This is a genomic window from Halobacterium sp. NMX12-1, from assembly GCF_040435975.1.
Lineage (GTDB): Archaea > Halobacteriota > Halobacteria > Halobacteriales > Halobacteriaceae > Halobacterium > Halobacterium hubeiense.
In genome coordinates this window covers 1,275,297-1,301,122 of sequence record NZ_CP159204.1, presented here as the reverse complement: position 1 = coordinate 1,301,122, position 25,826 = coordinate 1,275,297, and the positions used below count along the sequence as shown (strand labels likewise).

The following is a 25,826-nucleotide window of genomic DNA, read 5'->3' as shown; positions in this document are numbered from 1 at the left end:
CTCGCCGCGCTACAGGTAGCCTTCGTCCGCGAGGCGCTCGACTGCTTCTTCGAGCCGTTCGGTGCTCGCCGCGTACGAGATGCGCGCGTAGCCCGGGGTGCCGAACGCGCTCCCGGGGACGGTCGCGACGTGGGCGTCCTTGAGGGCATCCTGACACCACTGCTGGTCGTCCTCGTCCACCGGGACCATCACGTAGAACGCGCCGTCGGGCTCGGGGACGTCCGTGCCGTGCTCGGCGAACAGTTCCAGCAGGCGGTCCTTCCGGGACTCGAACGCCTCGACCATCTCCTCGACGGCCTCGTCGGTGTTCTCGATGGCTTCGACGCCGCCGTGCTGGACGAAGTTCGTCGCCGACGAGACGGAGTGCGAGTGGACCTTCCCCGCTTGGTCGATTAGCTCCTCGGGCCCCGCGAGGTAGCCCAGCCGCCAGCCCGTCATCGCGTAGGCTTTCGAGAAGCCGTTGATGGTGACGGTGCGCTCGAACATCCCGTCGAGGGCGGCGAGGCTGACGTGCTCGCGGCCGTAGTTGATGTGCTGGTAGATTTCGTCCGAGATGACCGTGACGTCGTGCTCGACGGCGAGGTCGCGGACGCCCTCCATCGCCTCCCGGGAGTAGACCGAGCCCGTGGGGTTGCTCGGGGAGTTCACGACCAGCAGCTCGGTGTCGTCCGACACCGCGGAAGCGAGTTCGTCCAGCGCCGGCTCCAGCTGGAAGTCGTGCGGCGAGAGGTCCACGCGAGTCAGGTCCGCGCCCGCGATTTTCGCCATCGCCTCGTAGGACACCCACGCGGGGTCCAGGAGCGCGACCTCGTCGCCGTCGTCGACGAGCGCCTGGAACGTCTCGAACAGCGCCTGCTTGGCGCCCGGCGTGACGATGACGTTGCCCGCCTCGTAGTCGATGCCGTCGCCGCGGAGCTTCGCCGCGATGGCTTCCCGGAGCGCCGGGATGCCGTTCGAGGACGTGTACCCCGTCTCGCCGGCTTCGAGGGCGTCCTCGGCGGCGTCCTTGACGTTCTGCGGCGTGTCGAAGTCCGGTTCGCCGACCGAGAGGTCGATGACGTCTTTCCCTTCGGCTTCGAGTTCGTTCGCGAGGTTGCTGACCGCAAGCGTCGCGCTCGGTTCTACTCGTCGTACCCTGTCAGTGAAGTCCATCTTAGAGTTCCTCCGCGAGGTGAATCGCGCTGTCTACGGCTTCCGCTCCCTTCTGCACTCGTTCGCGGGCTTCCGCGCCCGACATCCCCGGCCCGGCGACGCCGAACGCCACCGGCGTGTCGCGGTCGAGGCTGACGTCGGTGAGCTTCTGGGCGGTCGCGTGTGCGATGACGGCGTCGTGGTCGGTGTCGCCCGTGACGATAGCGCCGACGACCGCGACGGCATCGACGTCGTCGCGGCGCGCGAGCCGGTCGGCGGCCAGCGGCGCGTCGTACGCGCCCGGCACGCGGACCAACTCCACGACGTTGGCGTCCGCGTCGTCGGCCGTCTCCACGGCCGCCGACTCCATCTGTTCGGTGACGCTGCGGTTGAACTCCGCAACGACGAGCCCGAGCTCTACCATGTCCGAACGGTCTCTCGGGGTGGATAAAGGCCTACCGTTACGGACAGTTCCCGCGAACCCACAAGTTTGTATGCACCCCGTTCCGTTTGGCGAACGAAATGCCCTCCTTCGGACGCCGCCGCGCCACGGCGCTCGCGGTTGCCTTCGCGGTGCTGGCCGCGCTCGCCCTCCGGTTCGTCGCGCTCGGCGACCGCATCTTCCACTGGGACGAGGCCCGCGTCGGCTACTGGGTGCTCCAGTACGCCGCGACCGGCGAGTGGGCCTACCGCGCCATCGTCCACGGCCCGTTCCTCTTCCACGTGAACGAGTGGCTGTTCGGCGTCTTCGGCACCAGTGACGCCGTCGCGCGAGCGCCTGTCGCGGTCGTCGGCGCGCTCCTCCCGGCGACGGCGTGGCTGTTCCGCGCGCACCTCGACGACGTGGAGGTGGCGGCGCTGGCCGCGCTGTTCGCGCTCAACCCCGTGCTCGTCTACTACTCGCGGTTCATGCGCAGCGACGTGCTCGTCGCGGCGTTCAGCGTCGCCGCGCTCGGGCTCGCGGTGCGCGCGCTCGACACCCGCCGCGGCGGCTACCTCGTCGCCGCCGGCGCGATGCTCGGGCTCGCGTTCACGACCAAGGAGAACGCGCTCGTCTACGTCGCGATGTTCGTCGGCGCGAGCGCGCTCCTGCTGGACGAACAGCTGTTCACGGCCCGCAAACGCGACGAATCCTGGGAGCGCGTGCTCCACGAGAACCTCCAGCGCGCCGGAAGTGGCCTGCTCGCGTGGCGGCGCGCCATCGCGGGCGGCGCGCTCGCGTTCCTCGTCGTAGTCGTCGTTTTCTACGCGCCGCGGCCCGAGTTCTACGCGGCGCTCACGAACCCGACGCAGCTTCCGGGCGTCGTCGCTGCGGGGACAGCCGGCGCGTGGACGGAGTTCTGGAGCACGTGGGGCGTCAGCGGCAGCGCCTCCCGCCAGCACAGCTACGTCGCGTTCCTCGCGGACGCGCTGCGGACGCTCGGCGCGGCGTCGCTGATGCTCGTCGCTGCCGCCGTCGTCGGCTTCCTCGCGGAGCGCTACGTCGCCGACGAACCCCGCGACCTCGTGCTGTTCGCGGGCTACTGGGCGGTCGCGTCGGTCGTCGTCTACCCCGCGATTACGGACATCTCCGGGCACTGGTCGGTCGTGCACGCGGTGGTTCCGCTGGCGGTTCCCGCGGCCGTCGGCGTGCGCGTGGTCGTGGACCGCGGCCGGTCGGCCTCCCGGAGCGACGACCGCGTCGGCGTCGCGCTCGCCGCACTCGTGTTGCTCGCGGCGGCCGGGCAGATGGGAGCCGTCACCGCGGAGACGTCGTACCTGATGCAACAGGACGAGGACAACGCGCTCGTCCAGTACGGCCAGCCCGGCAGCGACATGCGCGCGACCATCGAGCGCATCGACCGCATCGCCCCCGGGAACGACGGCACGGACGTGCTCTACTACGGCAGTCACTTCCACGTCACCGGCGAGTACGACGCCTCGGACCCGGACAGTGTTGAGGGGACAAACTGGTTCAATCGGCTGCCGCTCCCGTGGTACACGGAGCGCGCGGACGCGGTGACCGACTCCACGACGCGACTGACCGAGCCGGCGGTCGCCGGGAACGAGACGGTCAGCGTCGAGACGACGGACGCGCCGGTCGTCGTGACCGAGGCGAAGCACTATCAGGAGGTCCGCGAGCGTCTCGGCTCCGAGTACGAGGGGTGGACGTACGAACTCACGGCGAGGAACACGATAATCGTCGTCTTCGTGGACACCGGGGCACCGGGCTTCGCTGACTCCGAGTGAGCACGGGCGTGTACACTCTGTCGGTTCCTTCGGCAATTCTTATGCAGGAGTAGGCGGAAGTCGCGGGTGATGACGGTACCCGTTCCCGGAGCGACAGTCGGGGTCGTTGGCGGCGGCCAATTGGGCCGGATGCTCGCGGAAGCAGCGAGCCCGCTGGGCGTCGACGTGGTCGTCCTCGACCCGACGCCGGACTGCCCGGCGTGTCCGCCCGCTGCCGACCAGATTACGGCGGCGTTCGACGACCGCGACGCCATCCGCGAGCTCGCCGAGCGCGCGGACGTACTCACGTACGAAATCGAGCTCGCGGACCCCGCGGTGCTCGCGGACGTGAGCGACGAGTACGACGTGCCCGTCCACCCGTCCCCGGGGACGCTGGAGACGATTCAGGACAAGCTCGTGCAGAATCGGGCGTTCGAGGACGCGGGCGTCCCGGTCCCGCCGTTCCGCGCGGTCGACGACGCCGACGACCTCGAAGCCGCGTTCGAGGCGTTCGGGCGGCCGCTGATGCTGAAGGCGCGCACCGGCGGCTACGACGGCCGCGGGAACGCGCCCGTGGAGTCGGTCGCCGAGGCCCGCGAGACGTTCGACGGCCTCGACAGCATGGTCGCCGAGAAGCTCGTCGACTTCGAGCGCGAACTCTCGGTCATCGCGGCCAGCGGCGACGGTGAGACGGCGACGTTCCCGGTCGCGGAGAACGTCCACGAGGCCGAGATTCTCCGCGAATCCGTCGTTCCGGCGCGCACCAGCGAGCGCGTCCGCGAAGAGGCGACTGAAGTCGCCCGCGACGTGCTCGACGCGCTCGACGGCCGCGGCGTTTTCGGCGTCGAGTTATTTGAAGTGGATGGCCGAATCCTCGTCAACGAGATCGCGCCCCGCCCGCACAACTCCGGGCACTACACCATCGAGGGCTGTCACACCTCGCAGTTCGCGCAGTTCGCGCGCGCGCTCTGCGGGCTGCCGCTCGGGGACACGACGCTCCGCCAGCCGGCCGTGATGGCGAACGTGCTCGGCGACCCGGAGGGCGCGGAGCGCCCCGCCGAACTGGCCGGCGTGTCGAGCGCGCTGCGGGACGACCGCATCGCCCTCCACTGGTACGGCAAACGCGACGTCCGCCCGCTCCGGAAGATGGGGCACGTCACGGTCGTCGGCGACGACCGCGGCGAACTCCTGATGCGCGCTCGCGCCGCCCGCGACGCGCTCTCGTTCACACCCTCAAACTCATGACCACAGTAGCAGACCTCGTCGAGTTGTTCGAATCGGAAGCCGCACGGGACCGCCCCAGCGAGCAGACGCCCGACGTCGGCGTCATCATGGGCAGCGACAGCGACCTCGACGTGATGGCGGGCGCGCACGACGCGCTCACCGACCTCGGCTTCGCGGAAGTCACGGACTACGGCGACCCGCCTGCGGGGTACACCTTCGAGTCGTGGGTCGTCTCAGCGCACCGGACGCCGGACCTGATGTACGCGTACGCGGAGACGGCAGCCGACCGTGGCCTCGACGCCATCATCGCAGGGGCGGGCGGGAAGTCCGCGGACCTCCCGAACATGACCGCGTCGCTTTCGTACCCGATTCCGGTCGTCGGCGTCCCCGTGCAGGAGAAGTCCGTCGACTCGGTCATCGGGATGCCGACGGGCGCGCCCATCACGGCCGTCGACGCCGGGAAGTCCTACAACGCCGGGCTGTCGGCCGCACAGTTCCTCGCGACCAGCGACGACGAACTCGCCCAGCGGCTCCGCGACCTCCACGCCGAACGCCGGGACGGCGTCGCGGACGTGTCCCGCGAACTTCACGAACGCGGGACGCCGGGCTTCCGGTCGGCGCGGGACTGACCAGTCACGTCACCGACGCCCGAACGCCGCAGTCGCCCTGAAACCCCCGAATTCTCCCGTCTCCGGCCGTGCGAGCATAAATCAACGTTTATGGGCGTGGGGTCCAAACTCCCGCTCGTCACGGAGACACTCCTATGAATCCATGGATCGCCATCGGTATGTTGGCGCTCGTGGGCATCCTCATCCCCGCATCGATGATGATGGTGTCCTCGCTACTGCGCCCGACCGTACCTGAACAAGGGAAGCGAGCCACCTACGAGAGTGGCGAGGTTCCGACGGGGAACGCGCGCGTCCAGTTCAACATCCAGTACTACATGGTCGCGCTGCTGTTCCTCGTGTTCGACATCGAGACCGTTCTCATCTTCCCGTGGACCGTCATCTACCAGGACGCCGTCCAGTCTGCCGGCCTGACGCGTGCACTGCTGCCGATGCTCGTCTTCATCGGCGTGCTCGTCGTCGGCCTCGCGTGGGCGTGGCGCAAGGGCGTCGTCCGGTGGGTGCGGACACCGCGGCACGGAGGAAAACCACATGAGCAGTGACCAACCACGCGACAGTATTACGGGAACCAGCGAACCGCTGACTGACACCCGCGAAGCCCGAATGGGGGAGGGCGTCGACAGCCGGTTCAACTCGAAGCTCCGCGAGGCGTTCGGCTCGACGCCGTTCATCCTCACGAAGTTCGACAAATTCATGAACTGGGTTCGCGGGTCGAGTATGTTCATGCTGCAGTTCGGCATCGCTTGCTGCAGCATCGAGATGATGCACACGTACTCGGTCAAACACGACCTGGACCGCTTCCACGCCGGCGTCCCGCGCGCGTCGCCGCGGCAGGCCGACGTGATGATTGTGCCGGGGACCATCGTCTCGAAGTTCGCCCCGCGCATGAAGCGCGTCTACGACCAGATGCCGGAGCCGAAGTTCGTCGTCAACATGGGGAACTGTTCGACCTCCGGCGGCCCCTTCCAGGAGGGGTACAACGTCGTGAAGGGCGCCGAGGAAGTCATCCCGGTCGACATCCATATCCCGGGCTGCCCGCCCCGCCCGGAGGCGCTCGTCTACGGCGTCGCGAAGCTCCAGGAACGCATCGCCAACGGCGAGTCGTCGCCGGTCACGGTCAAGCCCTACGAGCTCGAACAGTTCGGGGACCTCGACCGCGACGAGATGGTCCAGAAGCTCGCCGACGACATCGACGAGGAGACCCTCGTCATGCGCTACAACTGGGCTGATTCGCCATGAGTACGTACGAAGAGCGCAACGTCGAACCCCCGACGACTGAGTCGGGCGACGTCGACGGTGACGCCATCGAAGCGCTGCTCGGCGACCACGTCCTCGACCGCGAGGAACACCTCAACGCCGACGCCTACGTCGTCCGCGCGGACGCCGTCCAGGACGTCCTCCAGACGCTGAAGGACGACGCCGGCTTCGACCACCTCTCGTGTGTCACCGCCGAGGAGCACGAGGACCGCTTCGAGAGCATCTACCACCTCAAGCAGTACGACGACCCGACCAACGAGGTCAGCATCGTCGTGCCGACGTCCCGCGAGGAGCCGGTCAGCGAGAGCGCGGCCCCCGTCTTCCGCACCGCCGACTGGCACGAGCGGGAGGCCTACGACCTCGTCGGCGTCCAGTACGACGACCACCCGAACCTCGAACGCATCCTCCTCCCCGACACGTGGCAGGGCCACCCCCTGGGTCTGGACTACAACCAGGACAAGCCCCAGATCGTCACGTTCGAGGAGAACAAGAACCCGCTGGAGGACCACGCTCGCGGCGGCGAGGACTCGGACACGATGTTCCTCAACATCGGTCCCCACCACCCCGCCACGCACGGCGTCCTCCACGTCGAGACGGTGCTGGACGGCGAACAGGTCGCGGACGTCAACCCCGACATCGGCTACCTCCACCGCTGCGAGGAGCAGATGGCCCAGAAGGGGACCTACCGCTACCAGATTATGCCGTACCCCGACCGCTGGGACTACGGCCCGGGCGGCATCGTCAACGAGTGGGCGTACGCCCGCGCCGCCGAGGACCTCGCGGACATCGAGGTCCCCGAGTACGCGCAGGTCATCCGGACGATGGGCTCGGAGATGTGCCGCATCGCCTGCCACCTGCTCGCCACCGCGACGTTCGCGCTGGACCTCTACGGCGACTTCACCGCCATCTTCATGTACGGCATGCGGGACCGGGAAATCGTCCAGAACCTCCTGGAGGACCTCACCGGCCAGCGCATGATGTTCAACTACCTCCGGCTCGGCGGGGTCGTCTGGGACATCCCCGAACCCCGCGACGAGTACTTCGAGAACGTCCGGGACTTCCTCGACGACCTCCCGGCGAAGCTCGACGAGTACCACGACCTCATCACGGAGAACGAGATCTTCCAGTCCCGGTGTGTCGACACCGGCTACCTCGACCCCGAGGTCGCCAAGAACTACGGCGTCACGGGCCCGGTCGCCCGCGGCTCCGGCATCGACTACGACCTCCGCCGCGACGACTCCTACGGCTACTACGACGAGCTCGAATGGGACGTCGTCACGGAGGACGGCGGCGACAACTTCGCGCGCCTCCTCGTGCGGATGCGCGAAATCGAACAGTCCGCCCGCATCATCGAGCAGTGCGTCGACCTGCTGGAGGACTGGCCGGAGGACGAGCGCGAGATTCAGGCCAACGTCCCGCGCACCCTCAAGCCCGAAGCCGGCAAGGAGACGTACCGCGCCGTCGAGGGCGCGAAGGGCGAACTCGGCATCTACATCCGCGCGGACGGCACTGAGAAGCCCGGGCGGTTCAAGATTCGCAGCCCGGCGTTCTCGAACCTCTCCGCGCTCAAGGAGATGTCCACCGGGGAGTACATCCCGGACCTCGTCGCCACGCTCGGCAGCCTCGACGTGATTCTCGGGGAGGTGGACCGATAGATGGCGACGGCGACGCCACTCCCCGACACCATCCAGGACCTCCTCGGCATCGGCGGGTTCGCCGGGGAACTGCTCTCGATGCTGCTGGGCGCGGCGCTCGTCGGCACCATCATGCTGACGATGACCGCGTTCGCGGGCCCGTGGGCGAAACGGAAGATTACCGCGGCGTTCACGGACCGCATCTCCGTCAACCGCATCGGCCCGATGGGGCTGGGGACCATCATCGTCGACGCAGTCCGACTGCTGTCGAAGGAGCTCATCATCCCCGAAGGTGCCGACCGGCCCGCGTACGACGTCGCGCCGGTCGTGCTCGCGGGCTCGGCGCTGCTCGCGTTCGCCGTTATTCCGATGGGCAACGGCATCCACCTCGCCGACCCCGAGACGGGGCTCGTGTTCGTGTTCGCAATCGCGTCGATTGCGAGCCTCGGCCTCCTGATGGGCGGGTACGCGTCGAACAACAAGTACAGCCTCCTCGGCGGCCTGCGCGCCGTCGCACAGAACATCGCCTACGAGATTCCGCTCGTCGTTACCGCGGCCTCCGTCGTGCTGTTCACGGGGTCGCTCCAGATGAGCGAAATCGTCGCCGCCCAGACCGTGGAACTGGTGACCATCGCCGGCATCCGGATTCCGGCGTGGTTCGCGTTCGTGAACCCGTTCGCGTTCGTGTTGTTCCTGATAGCGAACCTCGCGGAGGTAGGCCGCAACCCCTTCGACACGCCCGAAGCGCCGACCGAAATCGTCGGCGGCTACCAGACCGAGTACTCCTCGGTGTACTTCGTGCTGTTCTACCTCGGCGAGTTCGTGCACATCTTCCTCGGCGGTGCCATCATCGCGACGCTGTTCCTCGGCGGCCCGGCGGGACCGTTCCTGCCCGGGTTCGTCTGGTTCACCATCAAAATCTGGGCGGTGTTCCTGTTCACGCAGTGGTGCCGGTCGGCGGTCCCGCGCGTGCGCATCGACCAGATTATCGAGATTGGCTGGAAGGGCCTGCTGGTCCTCTCCTTTGCTAACCTCCTGCTCACCGCAGTTATCCTCGGGGTGCTCGGACTATGATTGGACTACTCAAAGGGATGGCAACGACGATGAAACACGCCCTCGACGGTGAGACGTTCACCGTCGAGTACCCGGAGGAAGCGCCCGAAGTCAGCCCGCGCTTCCGCGGGGTGCACAAGTTCAGCCAGGAGCGCTGCATCTGGTGTCGCCAATGCGAGAACGTCTGCCCGAACGACACCATCCAGATTGTCACGGACAAGCAGCGCAACGGCGAGCAGTACAACCTCCACGTCGGACAGTGCATCTACTGTCGGCTCTGCGAGGAGGTCTGCCCGGTGGACGCGATTCTCCTCACGGAGAACTTCGAGTTCACCGGGGACACGAAACACGACCTCGTGTTCAACAAAGAACAGTTGAAGAACGTGCCGTGGTACAACGACCTCGACCCGCTGGCGTCCCGCGAACCCGACCGGGGTTCCTGGGTCGGCGAAGGCGAAGGCGAGGTCGACTACCAGTAGTTGCGCGCCCGTCTCGAAACCTACAAAGGGCGTATTTGCGAACCACAAGGTGACTGAAATGACGACCGAAACAATCGCGTTCGGGCTGTTCGCGCTGCTCACTGTAGCGTGCAGTCTCGGCGCTGTCCTGGTGCGGGACGTGTGGCACTCCGCGCTGCTGCTCGGCGGCTCGCTGATGAGCTTCGCCGTGCACTACGTGATGTTACAGGCGGAGTTCGTCGCCGCGATGCAGATTCTCGTCTACGTCGGCGGCGTCCTCATCCTCATCACGTTCGCAGTGATGCTCACGCGTCAAACTGGAGGTACAGGAGAGGTGACTAACGCATGACGACGCGACCACGACTGCGCGACCCGTCGACGTTCGCGACGGGCGTCGTCGCGGTCGCGTTGTTCGCGGTACTCGCGGCCGTGTTCCTCGGCGCTGGCTTCGAGGGCGCGGCCGGGTTCGCCGGCGACGCGAACCTCACGGCGACCATCGGCTACGCGCTGCTCGGCCTGATGGACGTCGCGGGCGAGAACACGGTCGCCAGCGAGGGCTTCCTCGCGGCGTTCATCATCGTCGCGTTGCTGCTGGACGCCGCGCTGGAGGGCTCGGTGCTCCTCGCGAGCCGCGACAACGAAGGGGGTGACGGCGAGTAATGGCGGTCGCCGTCGAGTACTACCTCCTGTTGTCCGCGGCCGTGTTCTGCACGGGCGTGTTCGGCGTGCTCACGCGCGAGAACGCGCTCATGTTCCTCATCAGTGTCGAGCTGATGCTGAACTCGGCGAACATCAACCTCGTGGCGTTCTCGCAGTTCTACGGGAACGCGACGGGCCAGGTGTTCAGCCTGTTCGTGATGGCGCTGGCCGCGGCGGAGGTCGCCGTCGGCCTCGGCATCATTCTCGTGTTGTACCGGAACTTCGACGACGTCGACGTGCGCAACGCGACGACCATGAGGTGGTAAGATGGTAGGTGCATTCGACTTCACTCCGGCCATTCCGCTGCTGCCGTTCGCCGCGTTCCTCGTGGCGCTGCTCGTCGGCCACTTCGCGCCGCGGCTGCTGCCGAAAGGCGGCGCGATTCCCGGCATCCTCGCGACCGCCGGGTCGCTGCTGTTGTCCCTCTGGACGTTCCTGGCAGTGAGCGGCGGCAGCTACCACGCACAGGACATCTACACGTGGGTCGTCGGCCAGAACACGTTCAGTCTCCACTTCGGCATCCTCGTCGACCCGCTGTCGGCGATGATGCTGGTCATCGTGTCGCTGGTCGCCGTCCTCGTGCACGTGTTCAGCCTCGGCTACATGAACGACGAGGGCGAGACCGGCCTCCCGCGGTACTACGCCGGCCTCGGCCTGTTCACGTTCTCGATGCTGGCGTTCGTCGTCGCGGACAACCTCCTGATGGCGTTCATGTTCTTCGAGCTGGTCGGGCTCTGCTCGTACCTGCTCATCGGGTTCCACTTCCGGGAGCCCGGTCCGCCGAGCGCCGCGAAGAAGGCGTTCCTCGTCACGCGCTTCGGGGACTACTTCTTCCTCGTCGGCGTCGTCGGCATCCTCGCGACGTTCGGCACCGCGCGGTTCGTCGCCGTCGGTGACGGTGTCCACAGCTTCCCGCACCTCGCCGAGCAAGCGCTCGCGGCTGCGGGCGGCGAGGGCACGATGCCCGAACACGTCGCGCACTTCCTCGACGTCGTCGGCATGAGTCCCGAGACGTGGTTCGCGATTCTCGGCCTGCTCGTGCTCGGCGGCGTCGTCGGCAAGTCCGCGCAGTTCCCGCTGCACACGTGGCTGCCGGACGCGATGGAGGGCCCGACGCCCGTCTCCGCGCTCATCCACGCCGCGACGATGGTGGCGGCCGGCGTCTACCTCGTCGCGCGCATGTACGGCTTCTACGCGCTGCTCCCGACCGTCCTCGCGATTATCGCGCTGGTCGGCGGGTTCACCGCGCTGTTCGCCGCGTCGATGGGCGTCGTCAAGGACGAGCTCAAGCAGGTGCTGGCGTACTCGACAATCAGCCAGTACGGCTACATGATGCTCGGGCTCGGTACCGGCGGCTACATCGCCGCAACCTTCCACCTGATGACCCACGCGTTCTTCAAGGCGCTACTCTTCCTCGGCGCCGGGTCGGTCATCATCGCGATGCACCACAACGAGGACATGTGGGACATGGGCGGCCTCCGCGAGAAGATGCCCGTGACCTACTACACGTTCCTCTCCGGCAGCCTCGCGCTCGCCGGCATCGTGCCGTTCTCGGGCTTCTGGTCGAAGGACGAAATCCTCTACGAGGCGCTCATCTACGGCGCCGGCGACAGCCCGATTCTGCTCGCCGCGTACGCGATGGGGCTGCTCGCGGTGTTCTTCACGGGCTTCTACACGTTCCGGATGGTGTTCCTCACCTTCCACGGCGAACCCCGCAGTGACACCGCCCGCGACCCCCACAGCGTCCGCTGGAACGTCAAGCTCCCGCTGGTCGTCCTCGGGATTCTCGCGGCCACCGTCGGCCTCGTGAACATGACGCCCGTCGCGGAGCTCACGGGCCTCCACATCGAATACCTCCAGCAGTGGCTGGTGATTCCGGAGGCCAGCGACTTCGCCGCGCTCGGCTACGACAACTACCACCACCTGCTCGAAGAGTTCGCCGGCTACAAGGCCGCAGACATCGGCCCGCTCGCGCCGGGTGCCGTCTCGCTGGCGCTCGCGCTCGGCGGTGCCGGCCTCGCGTGGGTGCTGTACAACGTCGACTCGCCGACCGAGCACACCGAGAAGCTCGGCGACGTCAAGACCGTACTGTACAACAACTACTACCAGGACGAGTACCAGGTGTGGCTCGCGCGAGGCGTCACGCTCCCGCTCGCCCGCGCCGCCGACACGTTCGACCAGGGCATCGTCGACGGCGTCGTCAACGGCGTCAGCAGCGTGAGCCTGTTCGCCGGCAGCCGCGTCAAGCGGATTCAGGACGGCCTCATCACGCACTACGCCGCCCTGTTGACGCTGAGTCTGGTCGTCCTCCTGGTGGCCTTCGGCCTCCTCGGGGGGTGGTTCTGAATGTTGATCGAAGCACTCATCGCCGTCACGTTGGTTTCGGCGTTCGTCGTCATGCTCGCGCCCGACAAGGTCGCGGGCAAGCTGGCGTTCGCCCTGAGTCTGCTCCCCGTCGCGGGGAGCCTCTGGATGTTCGGACAGTTCGACGCGAGCGGGAACGCGCTCTTCGAGAGCGGGTCGCTCGCGTTCGAGACGACCGCGCGCTGGATTAGCGTCGGCCCGTACGCGCTCAACTGGCACGTCGGCCTCGACGGCATCAGCATGCCGCTGGTCGTGCTGTCGACGCTGCTGACGTCGCTGGCCATCGTGAGCGCGTGGACGCCGATTCAGGAGCGCCAGAGCCAGTTCTACTCGCTGATGCTGTTCATGCTGGCGAGCCTCCTGGGCGTGTTCACGGCGCTGGACTTCTTCGTCTGGTTCGTCTTCTGGGAGTTCGTGCTCGTGCCGATGTACTTCCTCATCGGCATCTGGGGCGGCCCGCGCCGGAAGTACGCCGCCATCAAATTCTTCGTCTACACGAACGTCGCCAGCCTGGTGATGTTCATCGGGTTCGTGGCGCTCGTGTTCGCGCTCCCGGTCCAGACGATGGACCTGCCGGCCATCGCGGCCGCGCTCGACGCTGGCAACTTCCAGACGACGTACGGCCTCGGTGCCGAGACCCTGAAAGTCGTCGCGTTCTTCGCGATGTTCCTCGGGTTTGCGGTGAAGGTGCCGTTGGTCCCGCTGCACACGTGGCTGCCGGACGCCCACGTGCAGGCCCCCACGCCGGCCTCCGTGATGCTGGCGGGGGTGCTCCTGAAGATGGGGACGTACGCGCTGCTCCGGTTCAACTTCACGCTGCTGCCGGGCGTCGCGCGCGACTACGCGGTGCTCATCGCCATCTTCGCCGTCGTGTCGGTCATCTACGGCGCGATGCTCGCGCTCGCCCAGCAGGACCTCAAGCGCATCGTCGCGTACTCCTCGGTGTCGTCGATGGGGTACGTGATTCTCGGGCTCGTGGCGTACAACGTCTACGGGCTCGGCGGCGCGACCTTCCAGATGGTCGCCCACGGCCTCATCTCGGGGCTGATGTTCATGTGCGTCGGCGTCATCTACAACGTCGCCCACACGCGCATGGTCGGCGACCTCTCCGGCATCGCGGACAAGATGCCGGTGACCGCTGCGGTGTTCGTCGCTGCGGCGTTCGGCTACATGGGCCTGCCGCTGATGGCGGGCTTCGCGGGCGAGCTGTTCATCTTCCTCGGCGGCTTCAGCGCCACCTTCCCGTACGCCCAGCTGTTCACGGCGCTGGCGATGTTCGGCATCGTCGTCGTCGCGGGCTACTTGCTGTTCGCGATGCAGCGCGTCCTCTTCGGGCCGTTCAGCGCGGACACGGACTACGACATCGTGCCCGCAGCGCCCCACGACGCGGTCGCCATCGTCGTGCTGGTGGTGCTGGTCGTCGTGCTCGGGACGGTCCCCGAGGTGTTCTACGACATGATTCAGGACGCGGTCAACCCGATGGTGGACTCGCTGCCGGAGGTAACCGCCTTCCTCACCGGGGGTGAGCTCTGATGGTGGAACTGCCACCGCTGACGCCCCAGCTGCTGCTCGGGCTGACGGCCATCGTGCTGTTCGGCATCGACATCGTCGCGCCCGACGCGCGGAAGAACGGGCTGCTGGCGTCGGTGAGCGCCATCGGCACCGTCGCCGCCGCCGCGACCGCGGTGTGGTTCCTCGCGGCCGGCTCGGGCGACTACCGGTTCGTGCAGTTCGACGGCGCGCTCGTCGTGGACGCGTTGAGCCTGTTCTTCGCGTTCGTCGTCGCGAGCGTCGCCACGCTCGTCGTGATTGCGAGCTACGACTACATCGAGGGCGAGGAGCACGTCTCCGAGTACTACTCGCTGGTGCTGCTGGCGGCGACCGGCATGTCGCTGATGGCGGCCGCCAACAGCCTCGTGACGGTGTTCATCGCGCTGGAACTGGCGAGCCTGCCGTCGTACGCGCTCGTTTCGTTCCTGAAGACCGACCGCGGCAGCGTCGAAGCCGGCCTGAAGTACTTCCTCATCGGCGCGCTGTCCTCCGCCGTGATGGCGTACGGCATCAGCCTCGTGTACGCCGCGACGGGCACGCTCCTGCTGGACGACATCGCGGCCGAAGTCGCCGGCAACCAGTTCGGCGGCGTGCTCGGTCTCGGCATCCTGCTGCTCGCCGGCGGGTTCGCGTTCAAGACGGCCTCGGTGCCGTTCCACTTCTGGGCACCGGAGGCCTACGAGGGCGCGCCCGCGCCGATTAGCGCGTTCCTCTCGTCGGCGTCGAAGGCCGCCGGCTTCGCGGTCGCGTTCCGCGTGTTCACGACCGCGTTCCCGCTCGACGCGGTGGCCGCCGTCGCCATCGACTGGTCGCTGCTGTTCGCCGTGCTCGCGGTGGTCACGATGACCCTCGGGAACTTCGCGGCGGCCACGCAGAACGAGGTCAAGCGGATGCTCGCGTACTCCTCCATCGGACAAGCGGGCTACGTGCTGATGGGGCTTGCCGCGCTCCAGAGCGGCGCTGCGGAGGCGAACGCCTTCGTGCTCGGTGCGTCGATGACCCACCTGCTCGTCTACGGCTTCATGAACACGGGCGCGTTCCTGTTCGTCGCGCTCGCGGAGTACTGGGACGTGGGCCGCACGTTCGAGGACTACAACGGGCTCGCGACCCGCGCCCCCGTGGCGTGTGTCGCGATGACCGTGTTCATGTTCAGCCTCGCCGGCCTCCCGGTCGGCGGCGGCTTCCTCTCGAAGTACCTGCTGTTCGCGGGGACCGTCCAGGCTGGCTTCGCGTGGCTCGCGGCCATCGCGGCCATCAACAGTGCGCTGTCGCTGTACTACTACTCGCGAGTCGTCAAGGCAATCTGGATCGAGGACCCCAGCGACGACCTCTCGCTGGCCGGGACGCCGACCGGCCTCTACACCGCCGTCGTCGCGGCGGCGGTGGCGACGGTCGTCCTGCTGGTGGCGTTCGACCCGGTCGCGCAGACCGCCGTCCACGCCGCCGACGTCCTGTTCGCGCTGTAAGCGAACGGGGCACAACGGTACCTTTTAGCGGATTCGGCAGCTATCACGGGTCAACGAATGGTTTCTCGGCTCGTGCTCGGCTGCGGCACGACCGGTCACGCCCTCGTCGAACACCTCTCACAGCGCCGCGGCGAGCTGTTCGTGCTCGACGGCGACGCGAGCCGCGTGGAGTCGCTACGCAACGAGAAGGTCGCCGCCGAGGTCCGGGACGTCACCGACCCCGCCGAGATTAGCGGGTTGGAGCGCGACGTCGACGTGGTGCTGGTGGCGACCGACGGGGCCGCCGCCAACCGGCTAGCCGCGGAGGCCGCTCGCGAGGTCTACCCGGACGCCGAACTCGTGGCGTACCTGGGGTTCGAGGCGACCAGCGACGACCGCGAGGCGCTGGACGCGGTCGCCGACCGCGTCGTCGACCCCGGGGCGGCGATACTCGACCACGTCGAGGAGGTCGCGACCGCCGAGGGTTCCGGGAAACTGCAGGCGCTGCGCACGACGCTCGAAGCCATCGACGGGACGCTGGGCGTGTTCATGCACGACAACCCCGACCCGGACGCTATCGCGACGGCCGTCGGGCTGTCGCGCATCGCCGCGGAGTTCGGGGTCGAGACGGAGGCGTATTACTTCGGGGAGATTTCCCACCAGGAGAACCGCGCGTTCGTCAACCTCCTCGACCTCGACCTCCGGAACGTCGAGGCCGGCGAGGAACTGGACTTCGACGCCATCGCGCTCGTGGACCACTCCGCGCCCGGCGTCAACGACCAACTCGACCCCGAGACGGAGGTGGACATCGTCGTCGACCACCACCCGCCAAACGACGACGTCGACGCCGACTTCGTGGACATCCGCCCCGGGCTGGGTGCGGCCAGCACCATCCTCGTGGAGTACATCCGCGGGTTCGGCCTCGACGTCGAGACCGAGGTCGCGACGGCGCTTCTGTACGGCATCCGCGTGGACACCGACGACTTCGCCCGCGAGATTACGACCGACGACTTCGAGGCGGGCGCGTGGCTGCTGGACCGCGCGGACACCGACATCCTGGAGCGCATCGAGAGCCCGTCGGTGAGCGCGGACACCCTCGACACCATCGCGCGCGCCATCCGCAACCGCGAACTCGACGGCTCCGTGCTGGCCTCCTGTGTGGGCGCCATCTCCGACCGCGACACGCTCGCGCAGGCCGCCGACCGCCTGCTCGCGATGCGGGGCGTGACGGTGACGTTCGTCTACGGCTACACCGAGGGTACCATCTACGTCTCCGCGCGGTCGCGGGGCAGCGACGAGGACCTCGGCGCAGTGTTGCGGTCGGCGTTCGACGAGATGGGGAGCGCGGGCGGCCACGCGGACATGGCGGGCGCACAACTCCCACTCGGGCTGTTCGACGACGTCGGCGAGGAGGCCGAGCAGACGCTCACGGAGATGGTCGAGGACGTGGTGGCAACGCGGTTCTTCGAGGCGGTTCGCGGGGGGTGAGTTTTTCCCGGTCGACGCGTAACGGGCACGTGATGGATTCGGCCCTCGACCACAACGGCGCGAAACCCACGGTCGACGACTACATGACCCGTGACGTCGCGACCGTCTCCCCCGACGACACCGTGCGCGACGTCGCGACCCGCATCTCCGAGAGCGAACACAACGGCTTCCCGGTGACCGAGGGGCGGCGCGTCGAAGGGTTCGTCTCCGCGCGGGACCTCCTCCTCTCCGACCCCGACGAACTCGTGTTCAAGGTGATGAGCGACGAGCTCATCGTCGCCCACCCCGAGATGAAGGTGACCGACGCCGCCCGGGTCATCCTGCGGTCGGGCATCCAGAAGCTCCCGGTCGTCGACGACGCGGGCAACCTCGTCGGCATCATCTCGAACTCCGACGTCATCCGCTCGCAAATCGAGCGCGCCACGCCCGAGAAGGTCGGGAAGCTCAAGCGCACCCTGGAGACGATTCACGGCATCGAGGCCAGGGAGGAGCGCCGCACCGTCGAACTGGCCGAGCTGGTGCCGACCCAGGGGAAGGTGTACGCCGACGAACTGGAGGGCCGCCAGTACGAACTCGAACACGGGCTCGCGGAGCCGCTGGTCGTCATCGACAACGGCGGCGTCGAACTCCTGCTGGCGGACGGCCACCACCGCGTGATGGCCGCCGAGCGCGCGGGCATCGGGGAGATGGACGCCTACGTCATCGTCCTGGAGCGCCGCGTCGACCTGGGGATGGCCCGCACCGCCGACAAGGAGGGCCTGGAGTCGATTTCGGACATCCACGTCGTGGACTACGCCCACCACCCGCTCGTGGAGACTATCGAGCGCCTGCAGTAGGCGCGCCTACACCTCGTCGACGGCCAGCGTGTCGTCGACCCGTAGCGTCACGTCGTCGTCCCCGACAGCGACTGTGAGTTCGACAGCCGAGCCGTCGGCCGTGAGGTCGGCGCTGTCCGGGTCCCACACGAACGACAGGCTCGCGGGGAGTTCGCGCTGCGCGTCGACGCCGTGGTCGTAGTACAGCGAGACGACCGCGGGGTGGCCCATGACGGCGGCCGCGGCCCGCGTGGTCAGCGACAGCCAGCAGTTCTCGCAGGCGAACGTGGCGTTGACGTGGCCGTCCTCGGTCTCCTCGAACTCCGCGACGGCCACCGGCGCGGAGCAGACGAAACAGACGCCGTCCGCGAGCGAGCGCAGGTCGCGGTGGACGTCGCCGACAGCGAACGCGAGCACGTCCTCGATGGTCGCGTCCGCGACGGCCGTCGGCGGGACCGAGCGCTGGAGAAACAGCCCGTGGTCGTCGCACTCGACGGAGACGTAGTGGTTCTCGTAGCGCGCAGTCAGCGCTGCGCCGCAGTGCGGGCAGTCGTGGTCGACCAGACCCGACCGCGGTTCGGGGTCGTGGCTGTACGTCCCCGACTCGATGGAGCCGATGGCGCGGAGGCCGACGGCCGTGGGCGCGTAGCCGCCGTCGCGCTTGCGCACGAACTGGTCACGGAGCTTGTCGAGGTGGTAGTTGAACCGCCCGGCGTCGTCGACGCCGACTGCCCGACGGAGTTCCGCGAACGGCACGCTCGTCTCGCCAGCGGGGTGTTCGCGGTCGCTGAGTTCGCGGAGGATGGCGACGCGGACGGGGTCCGAGAGCACGCCGAACGCGTCGGCGACGCGCGCGGCGTCGGCGGGGTGGTCGCTCATACGCCCGCATCCACAGCCAGCGTCAAAAACCTAGCACGGGACCGCCCTCGTATCAGATACGAAACAGAACAGTCGTTCTGGAAACCATTAACCGAGTCGCTGGCGGACTCGTGGCCATGCAGCGCACCCACCCTGAACGGCGGGCCGACGAGCCCGCCGACTCCGCCGGCGACGAGGTGCTCGTCGTCGACGACCTCCAGAAGACGTACGGCGACGGCGAGGACGCCGTGCGCGCCGTCGACGGCGTCTCTTTTTCCGTCAAGCGCGGCGACGTCGTCGGCGTGCTCGGGCCGAACGGCGCCGGCAAGACGACCACAATCAAGTCGATTCTCGGGCTCGTCGTCCCGACCGGCGGCACCGTCGAAATCGCTGGCGTGGACGCCCACGACAACCCGCGAGCGGTCTATCGGCACGTCGGCGCGATGCTGGAGGGCGCGCGCAACGTCTACTGGCGGCTCACGGTCCGCGAGAATCTCGATTTCTTCGCGGCGCTCGGCGGACAGAACCCCGCCGCTGCTCGCGGGCGCCACGACAGCCTGCTGGCACAGTTCGGCCTCACCGAGAAGGCCGACGAGACGGTCAACGACCTCTCGCGGGGGCAGAAGCAGAAGGTGTCGCTGGCGTGCACGCTCGCCCGCGGCACCGACGTCGTCTTCCTCGACGAGCCGACGCTCGGCCTCGACGTCGAAGCGTCGCTGGAGCTGCGCCGCGAGCTCCGCCGGCTCGCCGACGAGGAGGCGATTACGGTCGTGCTCTCCAGCCACGACATGGACGTCGTCGAGGACGTCTGCGACCGCGTCGTCATCCTCTCGGAGGGCGAGGTCATCGCCGACGACCCAATCGAGGACCTCGTGCGCGTCTTCGAGACGCAAGCCTACCGCGTCACCGTCGACGGCGACGTTCCCGAGCGCGTCCGCGAACGCCTCGCTAACTCCTTCGACGTCGCGGAGTGGGAGACGGTGGGCGGCCGCACGCGCTTCGACGTGACGCTCACCGAGGGCGACGCGCTCTACGACGTCCTCGACGTGCTCCGGGACGCGGACCTCGCGCTCGCGGACGTCGACGGCCTCGACCCGGACCTCGAAGACGTCTTCCTCGAAGTCACGGGGCGCACGCTCGGCGAGCACGCGGAGGGGTCGCAGTGAGCGCGCCGACTGACGACACTGGCGTCGGTAGTGACGCCGCGGCAGTCGACACGGGCGTGCGAGGCTACGGCCAGTTCTTCCGCGCGGCGTTCCGGAAGAAACTGCTGTTGCTCGTGCGCTACCCCGTGAACACCATCTCGCAGTTCGGGACGTTCCTGCTGGTCTTTTTCGTCGTGTTCTACGGCGGTCGCGCGGTCGCGCCCGCCGCAATTTCGGAGAGCATCGAGGGCATCATCGTCGGCTACCTGCTGTGGAGCATGTCCATCACGGCGTACTCGGGGCTGTCGTGGGGCGTCACCCGGGAGGCCCAGTGGGGAACCCTCGAGCAGCTGTTCATGTCGCCGTTCGGCTTCGGCCCCGTGATGGTCGTCAAGACCGTCGTGAACGTCCTCGAATCGTTCCTCTGGGGCGCGGCGACGCTGCTCGTGATGATGACCGTGACGGGGCGCTGGCTCACCCTCGACCCGCTGACGGTGCTGCCGCTGGGCGTGCTCGCGCTCGCACCCGCGGTCGGCGTCGGCTTCGTCTTCGGCGGGCTCGCCATCCGCTTCAAGCGCATCGAGAACGCCTTCCAGCTCGTGCAGTTCGTGTTCATCGGGCTCATCGCCGCCCCCGTCGCCCAGTACCCGCTGCTGAAGTGGCTGCCGCTCGCGCAGGGCAGCAACCTCCTGCGGACCGCGATGCAGGACGGCGTCGCGCTCTGGAACCTCCCGCCCGCCGAAATTGCCATCCTCGTCGTGACCGGTGTGGGCTACCTCGTCGCCGGCTACGCCGCCTTCCACTACTGCCAGCGGTGGGCGCGCCGCGAAGGCGTGATGGGGCACTACTGAGCGACGTTCTCGCTGCGCGTTCGCTCGTTCGGCGGTCGCTCTGCGACCGCTGCTCGCGGGTCGCTTTGCTCCCCGTTCGCCAGTTCCGTCGACTCGCTGCGCTCGTCGACGTACCCGACCGGTTCCTTCATTATTCTCCCGGCAAGATTTGAGGGCATGTACGACGACGAGGAGCTCGCCGACATCCGCGAGGCCCGGGAGGACTGGGAGGACGACACCCTCGACCCCGTGCTCGACGCCTACGGCGAGCGCAAGGAGCGCTTCGCGACCGTCTCCAACGTGGAAGTCGACCGGCTCTACACCCCGGAAGACGTCGCGGACCGCGACTACACCGAGGACCTCGGGTTCCCCGGGGAGTTCCCGTACACGCGCGGCGTCTACCCGACCGGCTACCGCGGCCGCACGTGGACGATGCGGCAGTTCGCGGGCTTCGGCACCGCCGAGGAGACCAACGAGCGCTTCCACTACCTCATCGAGAACGGCCAGACCGGGCTCTCGACGGCCTTCGACATGCCCTCGCTGATGGGCCTGGACAGCGACGACCCGATGAGCCTCGGGGAGGTCGGCAAGGAGGGCGTCGCCGTCGACACCCTCCGCGACATGGAGATTCTGTTCGACGGCATCGACCTCTCGGAGGTATCGACCTCGTTCACCATCAATCCGAGCGCGCCGGTGATTTACGCGATGTACCTCGCGGTCGCCGACCAGCAGGGCCTCGACCGCGAGGAGATTCGGGGCACCCTCCAGAACGACATGCTCAAGGAGTTCATCGCGCAGAAGGAGTGGGTCGTCCCGCCGGGGCCCTCGCTGGACCTCGTGACGGACGTCGTGGAGTACTGCGCCGCGGAGACGCCGAAGTTCCACCCCATCTCGGTGTCCGGCTACCACATCCGCGAGGCGGGGTCGACCGCGGTCCAGGAGTTGGCGTTCACGCTCGCGGACGGGTTCGCGTACGTCGAGGACGCCCTCGACCGAGGACTTGACGTCGACGAGTTCGCGCCTCAGCTCTCCTTCTTCTTCAACTCGCACAACTCCATTTTCGAGGAGGTCGCGAAGTTCCGCGCGGCGCGGCGCATCTACGCCCGCGTGATGGACGAGCGCTACGACGCCGAGAAGGGGGCCTCCAAGCAACTGAAGTTCCACACGCAGACCGCGGGACAGAGCCTCACCGCCCAGCAGCCGCTGAACAACGTCGCCCGCGTCACGCTACAGGCGCTGGCGGCGGTGCTGGGCGGCTCGCAGAGCGTCCACACGAACTCCTACGACGAGGCGCTCGCGCTCCCCAGCGAGGACGCCGTGCGGGTCGCGCTCCGCACCCAGCAGATTATCGCCGAGGAGTCCGGCGCGGCGGACATCGTCGACCCGCTCGGCGGGAGCTTCGCCATCGAAGCGCTCACCGACGAGGTCGAGGCGGAGGCGATGGCGTACATCGACGAAATCGAGGCGAAAGGCGACGGCTCGATTCGGGACGGCGTGCTCGCGGGCATCGAAGAGGGATACTTCCACCGCGAGATTCAGGAGGCCGCCTACGAGTACCAGTCCCGCGTCGACGACGGCGAGGAGACGGTCGTCGGCGTCAACGCCTACGAGGTCGAGGAGGACACCAGCCCCGACACCCTCCACGTTGACGAGGACGCCACCCGCGAGCGCCAACTCGGCCGGCTGGAGGACGTGAAGGCCGAGCGCGACGACGACGCGGTCGCGGACGCGCTGGACGCGCTCCGCGAGGCCATCGACGGCGACGAGAACACCGTCCCCTACATCGTCGAGGCGGTGAAGGCGTACGCGACGATGGGCGAAATCATGCAGGTGTTCGAGGACGAGTTCGGCGGCTACCAGGAGACCGCGGCGGTCGCCTGATTAGAGGTACGCCGAGTCCCACCGCGTCGCCTTCCGCTTGTTCCCGCACTCGCTGCACTCCACGCGCCCCATCGCGTCCATCGCGGTGTCCAGCGACCCGCAGTTCGCGCAGTAGAAGCCGTAGCGCTCCTCGCGGTCGGTCGTGTTGTACGCCGCGTAGAACGGCGCCTCCGAGCCGCGCTCGCGCTCGTCGTACGCGACGAAGACGGTGCCGCCGTCGACCTCGTGTTCCTCCGTGAGTTCGGCGGCCTCGTCCGCGGGGAGGTTCACGTAGAGGTGTTCGGTGTACGTCTCCCCGGCGATGTCGAGCGTGCGCTTGCCGGTGCGCGCGTAGCCACTCGCCTGGTAGAACTCGTTGCCCGCGCGGTTCGCCGCGAGCACGCGTCCCTCCACACGGTTCGCGCTCCGCTCTAGGAGTTCGGTCTCGGTGTGTTCGAGCAGCCGGCCGCCGAGCCCGCGGTCCCGGTGGTCGGGGTGGACGTGCAGCCACTGGATGGCCGCGACGCCGGCCGCGGACGCCGAGGACTGGCCGCCGTCGGGCTGGCGGACGTCGAGTTCGCTCTCCGAGAACGCGACCACGCTGTCGTCGTCCACGACGACGAGGTAGACGACGTCGTCGGCGTCGAGGCGGTCGGCGAGCCGGTCCGTGCCGTACCACTCGTCGGCCGCGGCCGCGACGATGTCCTCGCCGAGCTGGCCGGCGTACGTCGCTTCGAGAGACGCCTCCGCCACGCGCCGGATGCCGTCCGCGTCGTCGTGAGTGGCTTCTCGAACCTTCATGTCCGTTTGCATGTCCTTCCACCCACTAATACCTACCCGCAGTCCACGAACGGTCAGGCGTCGGCGCGCTCGGAGACGAAAACGATAGCCAGGAGGCCGATGCCGAGCAGGACGCCCACGGAGACGACGCCGAACAGCGCGAGGTTCAGCGGGTTCAACTGGAACGTAATCGGGCCGACGGCCCCGTAGGCCGCGCCCGACCCTTCCACGAGCGGGCCCGAAGGGCCGCCGCCGTCCCCGTAGACGATGATGCCGAGCACGTAGCCGAACAGCCCAGCGACGGCGACCGCGGAGGCGTACATCCACAGCACCACTCGTCGACCGCGCGTGTCGGGTTCGCTCACGCGCAGTCGTAGGCAGCGGAGTGGGTAGCCTTTTGCGGTGTCGCCGCCAACAGGCCGGGTATGGAAGACAAGGAGCTCATGTTCGTGGTGCTGGCGGGTATCGCACTCCTGATGTTCCTGACCGGCTTCGTGCTCGTTCTCGCGTAGAAAAACTCGTGCGTCTCAGTCCGCGGACTGGGTGTCGTCGGATTCGCCGCCGTCCGTCGCCGGGACGGGCGACTCGCGCTGCTGTTCGTACCACTCCCAGTCGTTGGTGAGCTGGCCCGTCTCGTCGAGGTCCCACGGGTCGCCGCTGTCGACCTTGGGGCCCTCCTTCCAGGAGACGACCATGTTCCACACCCACAGCAGGGTGCTGATGCCGATGAGGAACGCGCCCGCGGTCGCGATCTGGTGGGCGGTGACGAACTGCGGGAGGTACGTCGCGTACCGCCGCGGCATGCCGCCGTAGCCGAGCCACAGCATCGCGAGGAAGGTCATGTTCGACCCGACGAGGCCGAGCCAGAAGTGCGCGTGCGCGAACCGCTTCTGGTACATCCGACCGGTGATCATCGGGAACCAGTAGTAGGTGCCCGCGAACAGCGCGAAGCCGATGGCACCGTAGACGATGAAGTGGAAGTGCCCGACGACGTAGTAGGTGTCGTGGAGGATGAGGTCGACGGGGATGGCGGCGAGGAAGATGCCGGTGACGCCGCCGATGATGAAGTTCTGGACGAAGCCGATGCAGAACAGCATCGGCGCGGTGAGCCGGAGCTTGCCGTTCCACATCGTCGTAATCCAGTTGAACACCTTCACGGCGGATGGTATCGCAATCGCGAGCGACACCGCCATGAAGCTCGCGCGGAGCCGGGGGTCGATACCCGTGGTGAACATGTGGTGGGCCCACACGCCGAACGAGAGGACGCCGATAGCCAGCGTGGAGTAGACGACGAACTTGAACCCGAACAGTTTCCGCCCCGAGAACTTCGGCAGCACGAGGCTGACGATACCCATCGGCGGCAACACGAGAATGTACACTTCGGGGTGGCCGAAGAACCAGAACAGGTGTTGCCAGAGAATCGGGTCACCGCCGGCGACCGTGAAGAACGTCGTGCCGAAGTTGCGGTCGAGCAGCAACATGATGAGCGCGCTGCCCAGCAGCGGGAACGCGAACAGAATCAGCCCGGACTGCGTGAGCATCGTCCACGAGAAGATGTCGAGGCTCGGCCAGCCGACGTCGTCGCCGCGCTCGGTGAAGATGGTCGCGATGAAGTTGACCGCACCCATCGTCGCCGAGACCCCCGTGAGGTGGAGGCCGAGCAGCATCATGTCGATGGCGGGGCTGGACATCTGGATGGACAGCGGCGTGTACATCGTCCAGCTGGTCTGGGCGGTCGCGACGCCCGGCAGCAGGAAGCCGCTCCAGACGAGCAGCGCGCCCGGCGGGAGCAGCCAGAACGCGATGGCGTTGATGCGGGGGAACGCCATGTCGTCGGCACCGATGAGCAGCGGGATGAAGTAGTTCCCGAACGCCGCAATCATCGGCGTCCCGAACAGGAACAGCATCGTGATGCCGTGACTGGTCAGGAGGCCGTTGTACAGCGCGGGGTCGATGATGTTCGTCGCGGGTGCGGCGAGCTCGATGCGCATCAGGAGCACGGCGAGGCCGCCCCAGACGAACGCGATGACACCGTACGTGCCGTAGAGAATCCCGATGTCTTTGTGGTCGACCGTCGTGAGCCACCGGACGACGCCGCCCGGCTTCTCTTCGTGTCCGTGTTCGGTGCGCTCCCCGAGCGCACCGCCGACGTCGCTGAGAGGCGTGTACGACCGCCAGTCCTCGAGACGCGCGAGGGAAGCAGCCACCGCGACGAGAAGCACGCCCATCAGCACGGTTAGCACCAGTGATGACGAGGCCATGGAGCACAGTCAGTACCGGACCGTAAAGAAAGCTTAGGATTGGGCGCGCCAGCGCGCGCACCGAGAATCACGGGACGCCGCGCAGATTTCGCGCGGGAGACGGCGGCGCGGTCGAGAGCCGGTTCAGCAGTTTCGAGGT

Annotated in this window: 26 protein-coding genes; 19 read left to right on the top strand and 7 right to left on the bottom strand. The window is 67.7% G+C overall.

Annotated elements, in window-relative coordinates; all coding sequences use genetic code 11:
- Positions 1-9 precede the first annotated feature (9 nt).
- Together ABSL23_RS08335 and ribH are read right to left on the bottom strand one after the other, a co-directional pair.
- Positions 10-1,152 (bottom strand): pyridoxal phosphate-dependent aminotransferase, encoded by a 1,143-nt coding sequence (locus ABSL23_RS08335; protein ID WP_353635347.1) that lies wholly within the window; start codon positions 1,150-1,152, stop codon positions 10-12.
- 1 nt (position 1,153) lies between these two features.
- Positions 1,154-1,555 (bottom strand): 6,7-dimethyl-8-ribityllumazine synthase, encoded by a 402-nt coding sequence (gene ribH / locus ABSL23_RS08330; protein ID WP_353635346.1) that lies wholly within the window; start codon positions 1,553-1,555, stop codon positions 1,154-1,156.
- A 98-nt stretch (positions 1,556-1,653) separates the two neighbouring features.
- On the opposite strand from ribH, the gene ABSL23_RS08325 reads away from it, so the two are divergent.
- From ABSL23_RS08325 to ABSL23_RS08250, 16 genes are all read left to right on the top strand, one after another.
- A complete protein-coding gene (locus ABSL23_RS08325; protein WP_353635345.1) occupies positions 1,654-3,360 on the top strand; it encodes a flippase activity-associated protein Agl23 in 1,707 nt (568 codons plus the stop codon).
- A 69-nt stretch (positions 3,361-3,429) separates the two neighbouring features.
- A complete protein-coding gene (locus tag ABSL23_RS08320; protein WP_230891208.1) occupies positions 3,430-4,584 on the top strand; it encodes a 5-(carboxyamino)imidazole ribonucleotide synthase in 1,155 nt (384 codons plus the stop codon).
- Positions 4,581-5,192, top strand: coding sequence for a 5-(carboxyamino)imidazole ribonucleotide mutase (gene purE / locus ABSL23_RS08315; protein WP_353635344.1), 612 nt, complete (start codon positions 4,581-4,583; stop codon positions 5,190-5,192). The genes ABSL23_RS08320 and purE overlap by 4 nt, the downstream gene beginning before the upstream one ends.
- A 134-nt stretch (positions 5,193-5,326) precedes the next feature.
- Positions 5,327-5,731, top strand: coding sequence for an NADH-quinone oxidoreductase subunit A (locus ABSL23_RS08310; RefSeq protein WP_230891206.1), 405 nt, complete (start codon positions 5,327-5,329; stop codon positions 5,729-5,731).
- A complete protein-coding gene (locus ABSL23_RS08305; RefSeq protein WP_230887572.1) occupies positions 5,721-6,428 on the top strand; it encodes an NADH-quinone oxidoreductase subunit B in 708 nt (235 codons plus the stop codon). The genes ABSL23_RS08310 and ABSL23_RS08305 overlap by 11 nt, the downstream gene beginning before the upstream one ends.
- Positions 6,425-8,101 carry an NADH-quinone oxidoreductase subunit D gene (locus ABSL23_RS08300; RefSeq protein WP_353635343.1) on the top strand — a complete coding sequence of 559 codons (1,677 nt, stop codon included), beginning with the start codon at positions 6,425-6,427 and terminating at the stop codon, positions 8,099-8,101. Before ABSL23_RS08305 ends, ABSL23_RS08300 begins: the two co-directional genes overlap by 4 nt.
- Positions 8,102-9,154: an NADH-quinone oxidoreductase subunit H gene (locus ABSL23_RS08295; RefSeq protein WP_230891204.1), complete on the top strand. Its 1,053-nt coding sequence runs from the start codon at positions 8,102-8,104 to the stop codon at positions 9,152-9,154.
- Complete coding sequence (locus ABSL23_RS08290; protein WP_157502830.1) at positions 9,151-9,612, top strand: NADH-quinone oxidoreductase subunit I; 462 nt, start codon at positions 9,151-9,153, stop codon at positions 9,610-9,612. Before ABSL23_RS08295 ends, ABSL23_RS08290 begins: the two co-directional genes overlap by 4 nt.
- A gap of 58 nt (positions 9,613-9,670) precedes the next feature.
- Positions 9,671-9,940: an NADH-quinone oxidoreductase subunit J gene (locus tag ABSL23_RS08285; protein WP_230887575.1), complete on the top strand. Its 270-nt coding sequence runs from the start codon at positions 9,671-9,673 to the stop codon at positions 9,938-9,940.
- On the top strand, positions 9,937-10,251 hold the full coding sequence (locus tag ABSL23_RS08280; RefSeq protein ID WP_230887576.1) for a proton-conducting membrane transporter: 315 nt from the start codon (positions 9,937-9,939) through the stop codon (positions 10,249-10,251). The genes ABSL23_RS08285 and ABSL23_RS08280 overlap by 4 nt, the downstream gene beginning before the upstream one ends.
- Complete coding sequence (gene nuoK, locus ABSL23_RS08275) at positions 10,251-10,556, top strand: NADH-quinone oxidoreductase subunit NuoK (protein ID WP_230891203.1); 306 nt, start codon at positions 10,251-10,253, stop codon at positions 10,554-10,556. The genes ABSL23_RS08280 and nuoK overlap by 1 nt, the downstream gene beginning before the upstream one ends.
- Before the next feature lies 1 nt (position 10,557).
- Positions 10,558-12,636 carry an NADH-quinone oxidoreductase subunit L gene (nuoL, locus tag ABSL23_RS08270; RefSeq protein WP_230891202.1) on the top strand — a complete coding sequence of 693 codons (2,079 nt, stop codon included), beginning with the start codon at positions 10,558-10,560 and terminating at the stop codon, positions 12,634-12,636.
- A complete protein-coding gene (locus tag ABSL23_RS08265) occupies positions 12,637-14,187 on the top strand; it encodes a NuoM family protein (protein ID WP_230891201.1) in 1,551 nt (516 codons plus the stop codon).
- Positions 14,187-15,671 (top strand): NADH-quinone oxidoreductase subunit N, encoded by a 1,485-nt coding sequence (locus tag ABSL23_RS08260; RefSeq protein ID WP_353635342.1) that lies wholly within the window; start codon positions 14,187-14,189, stop codon positions 15,669-15,671. The genes ABSL23_RS08265 and ABSL23_RS08260 overlap by 1 nt, the downstream gene beginning before the upstream one ends.
- Positions 15,672-15,728: 57 nt before the next feature.
- Positions 15,729-17,138: a DHH family phosphoesterase gene (locus ABSL23_RS08255; protein WP_353635341.1), complete on the top strand. Its 1,410-nt coding sequence runs from the start codon at positions 15,729-15,731 to the stop codon at positions 17,136-17,138.
- A 32-nt stretch (positions 17,139-17,170) separates the two neighbouring features.
- On the top strand, positions 17,171-17,974 hold the full coding sequence (locus ABSL23_RS08250) for a CBS domain-containing protein (RefSeq protein WP_230891198.1): 804 nt from the start codon (positions 17,171-17,173) through the stop codon (positions 17,972-17,974).
- Between the two features lie 6 nt (positions 17,975-17,980).
- Here ABSL23_RS08250 and ABSL23_RS08245 read toward each other — a convergent pair whose 3' ends face one another.
- The gene (locus tag ABSL23_RS08245) at positions 17,981-18,832 is read right to left on the bottom strand and encodes a helix-turn-helix domain-containing protein (protein WP_230891197.1); all 852 of its coding nucleotides are present in this window, start codon (positions 18,830-18,832) and stop codon (positions 17,981-17,983) included.
- Between the two features lie 116 nt (positions 18,833-18,948).
- On the opposite strand from ABSL23_RS08245, the gene ABSL23_RS08240 reads away from it, so the two are divergent.
- Positions 18,949-19,977 carry an ABC transporter ATP-binding protein gene (locus tag ABSL23_RS08240; protein WP_353635340.1) on the top strand — a complete coding sequence of 343 codons (1,029 nt, stop codon included), beginning with the start codon at positions 18,949-18,951 and terminating at the stop codon, positions 19,975-19,977.
- Complete coding sequence (locus ABSL23_RS08235) at positions 19,974-20,807, top strand: ABC transporter permease (protein ID WP_230891195.1); 834 nt, start codon at positions 19,974-19,976, stop codon at positions 20,805-20,807. The genes ABSL23_RS08240 and ABSL23_RS08235 overlap by 4 nt, the downstream gene beginning before the upstream one ends.
- Here ABSL23_RS08235 and ABSL23_RS08230 read toward each other — a convergent pair.
- The gene (locus ABSL23_RS08230) at positions 20,801-20,938 is read right to left on the bottom strand and encodes a hypothetical protein (protein ID WP_353635339.1); all 138 of its coding nucleotides are present in this window, start codon (positions 20,936-20,938) and stop codon (positions 20,801-20,803) included. The genes ABSL23_RS08235 and ABSL23_RS08230 overlap by 7 nt on opposite strands.
- Before the next feature lie 25 nt (positions 20,939-20,963).
- On the opposite strand from ABSL23_RS08230, the gene ABSL23_RS08225 reads away from it, so the two are divergent.
- The gene (locus ABSL23_RS08225; RefSeq protein ID WP_353635338.1) at positions 20,964-22,667 is read left to right on the top strand and encodes a methylmalonyl-CoA mutase family protein; all 1,704 of its coding nucleotides are present in this window, start codon (positions 20,964-20,966) and stop codon (positions 22,665-22,667) included.
- On the opposite strand, the gene ABSL23_RS08220 is transcribed toward ABSL23_RS08225, so the two are convergent.
- From ABSL23_RS08220 to ctaD, 3 genes are all read right to left on the bottom strand, one after another.
- Positions 22,668-23,447, bottom strand: coding sequence for a GNAT family N-acetyltransferase (locus ABSL23_RS08220; RefSeq protein WP_353635337.1), 780 nt, complete (start codon positions 23,445-23,447; stop codon positions 22,668-22,670). It abuts the gene before it with no gap.
- A gap of 53 nt (positions 23,448-23,500) precedes the next feature.
- Positions 23,501-23,791 carry a hypothetical protein gene (locus ABSL23_RS08215; protein ID WP_230891192.1) on the bottom strand — a complete coding sequence of 97 codons (291 nt, stop codon included), beginning with the start codon at positions 23,789-23,791 and terminating at the stop codon, positions 23,501-23,503.
- Between the two features lie 162 nt (positions 23,792-23,953).
- Entirely contained in the window at positions 23,954-25,687 is a 1,734-nt protein-coding gene (ctaD, locus tag ABSL23_RS08210; RefSeq protein ID WP_353635336.1) for a cytochrome c oxidase subunit I, read from the bottom strand.
- Between the last annotated feature and the right edge of the window lie 139 nt (positions 25,688-25,826).

Bases quoted from the DNA above. Each gene is read 5' to 3' on its own strand.
- ABSL23_RS08335 (WP_353635347.1), bottom strand. From the start codon at position 1,152: ATGGACTTCACTGACAGGGTACGACGAGTAGAACCGAGCGCGACGCTT.
- ribH (WP_353635346.1), bottom strand. From the start codon at position 1,555: ATGGTAGAGCTCGGGCTCGTCGTTGCGGAGTTCAACCGCAGCGTCACC.
- ABSL23_RS08325 (WP_353635345.1), top strand. From the start codon at position 1,654: ATGCCCTCCTTCGGACGCCGCCGCGCCACGGCGCTCGCGGTTGCCTTC.
- ABSL23_RS08320 (WP_230891208.1), top strand. From the start codon at position 3,430: ATGACGGTACCCGTTCCCGGAGCGACAGTCGGGGTCGTTGGCGGCGGC.
- purE (WP_353635344.1), top strand. From the start codon at position 4,581: ATGACCACAGTAGCAGACCTCGTCGAGTTGTTCGAATCGGAAGCCGCA.
- ABSL23_RS08310 (WP_230891206.1), top strand. From the start codon at position 5,327: ATGAATCCATGGATCGCCATCGGTATGTTGGCGCTCGTGGGCATCCTC.
- ABSL23_RS08305 (WP_230887572.1), top strand. From the start codon at position 5,721: ATGAGCAGTGACCAACCACGCGACAGTATTACGGGAACCAGCGAACCG.
- ABSL23_RS08300 (WP_353635343.1), top strand. From the start codon at position 6,425: ATGAGTACGTACGAAGAGCGCAACGTCGAACCCCCGACGACTGAGTCG.
- ABSL23_RS08295 (WP_230891204.1), top strand. From the start codon at position 8,102: ATGGCGACGGCGACGCCACTCCCCGACACCATCCAGGACCTCCTCGGC.
- ABSL23_RS08290 (WP_157502830.1), top strand. From the start codon at position 9,151: ATGATTGGACTACTCAAAGGGATGGCAACGACGATGAAACACGCCCTC.
- ABSL23_RS08285 (WP_230887575.1), top strand. From the start codon at position 9,671: ATGACGACCGAAACAATCGCGTTCGGGCTGTTCGCGCTGCTCACTGTA.
- ABSL23_RS08280 (WP_230887576.1), top strand. From the start codon at position 9,937: ATGACGACGCGACCACGACTGCGCGACCCGTCGACGTTCGCGACGGGC.
- nuoK (WP_230891203.1), top strand. From the start codon at position 10,251: ATGGCGGTCGCCGTCGAGTACTACCTCCTGTTGTCCGCGGCCGTGTTC.
- nuoL (WP_230891202.1), top strand. From the start codon at position 10,558: ATGGTAGGTGCATTCGACTTCACTCCGGCCATTCCGCTGCTGCCGTTC.
- ABSL23_RS08265 (WP_230891201.1), top strand. From the start codon at position 12,637: ATGTTGATCGAAGCACTCATCGCCGTCACGTTGGTTTCGGCGTTCGTC.
- ABSL23_RS08260 (WP_353635342.1), top strand. From the start codon at position 14,187: ATGGTGGAACTGCCACCGCTGACGCCCCAGCTGCTGCTCGGGCTGACG.
- ABSL23_RS08255 (WP_353635341.1), top strand. From the start codon at position 15,729: ATGGTTTCTCGGCTCGTGCTCGGCTGCGGCACGACCGGTCACGCCCTC.
- ABSL23_RS08250 (WP_230891198.1), top strand. From the start codon at position 17,171: ATGGATTCGGCCCTCGACCACAACGGCGCGAAACCCACGGTCGACGAC.
- ABSL23_RS08245 (WP_230891197.1), bottom strand. From the start codon at position 18,832: ATGAGCGACCACCCCGCCGACGCCGCGCGCGTCGCCGACGCGTTCGGC.
- ABSL23_RS08240 (WP_353635340.1), top strand. From the start codon at position 18,949: ATGCAGCGCACCCACCCTGAACGGCGGGCCGACGAGCCCGCCGACTCC.
- ABSL23_RS08230 (WP_353635339.1), bottom strand. From the start codon at position 20,938: ATGAAGGAACCGGTCGGGTACGTCGACGAGCGCAGCGAGTCGACGGAA.
- ABSL23_RS08225 (WP_353635338.1), top strand. From the start codon at position 20,964: ATGTACGACGACGAGGAGCTCGCCGACATCCGCGAGGCCCGGGAGGAC.
- ABSL23_RS08220 (WP_353635337.1), bottom strand. From the start codon at position 23,447: ATGAAGGTTCGAGAAGCCACTCACGACGACGCGGACGGCATCCGGCGC.
- ctaD (WP_353635336.1), bottom strand. From the start codon at position 25,687: ATGGCCTCGTCATCACTGGTGCTAACCGTGCTGATGGGCGTGCTTCTC.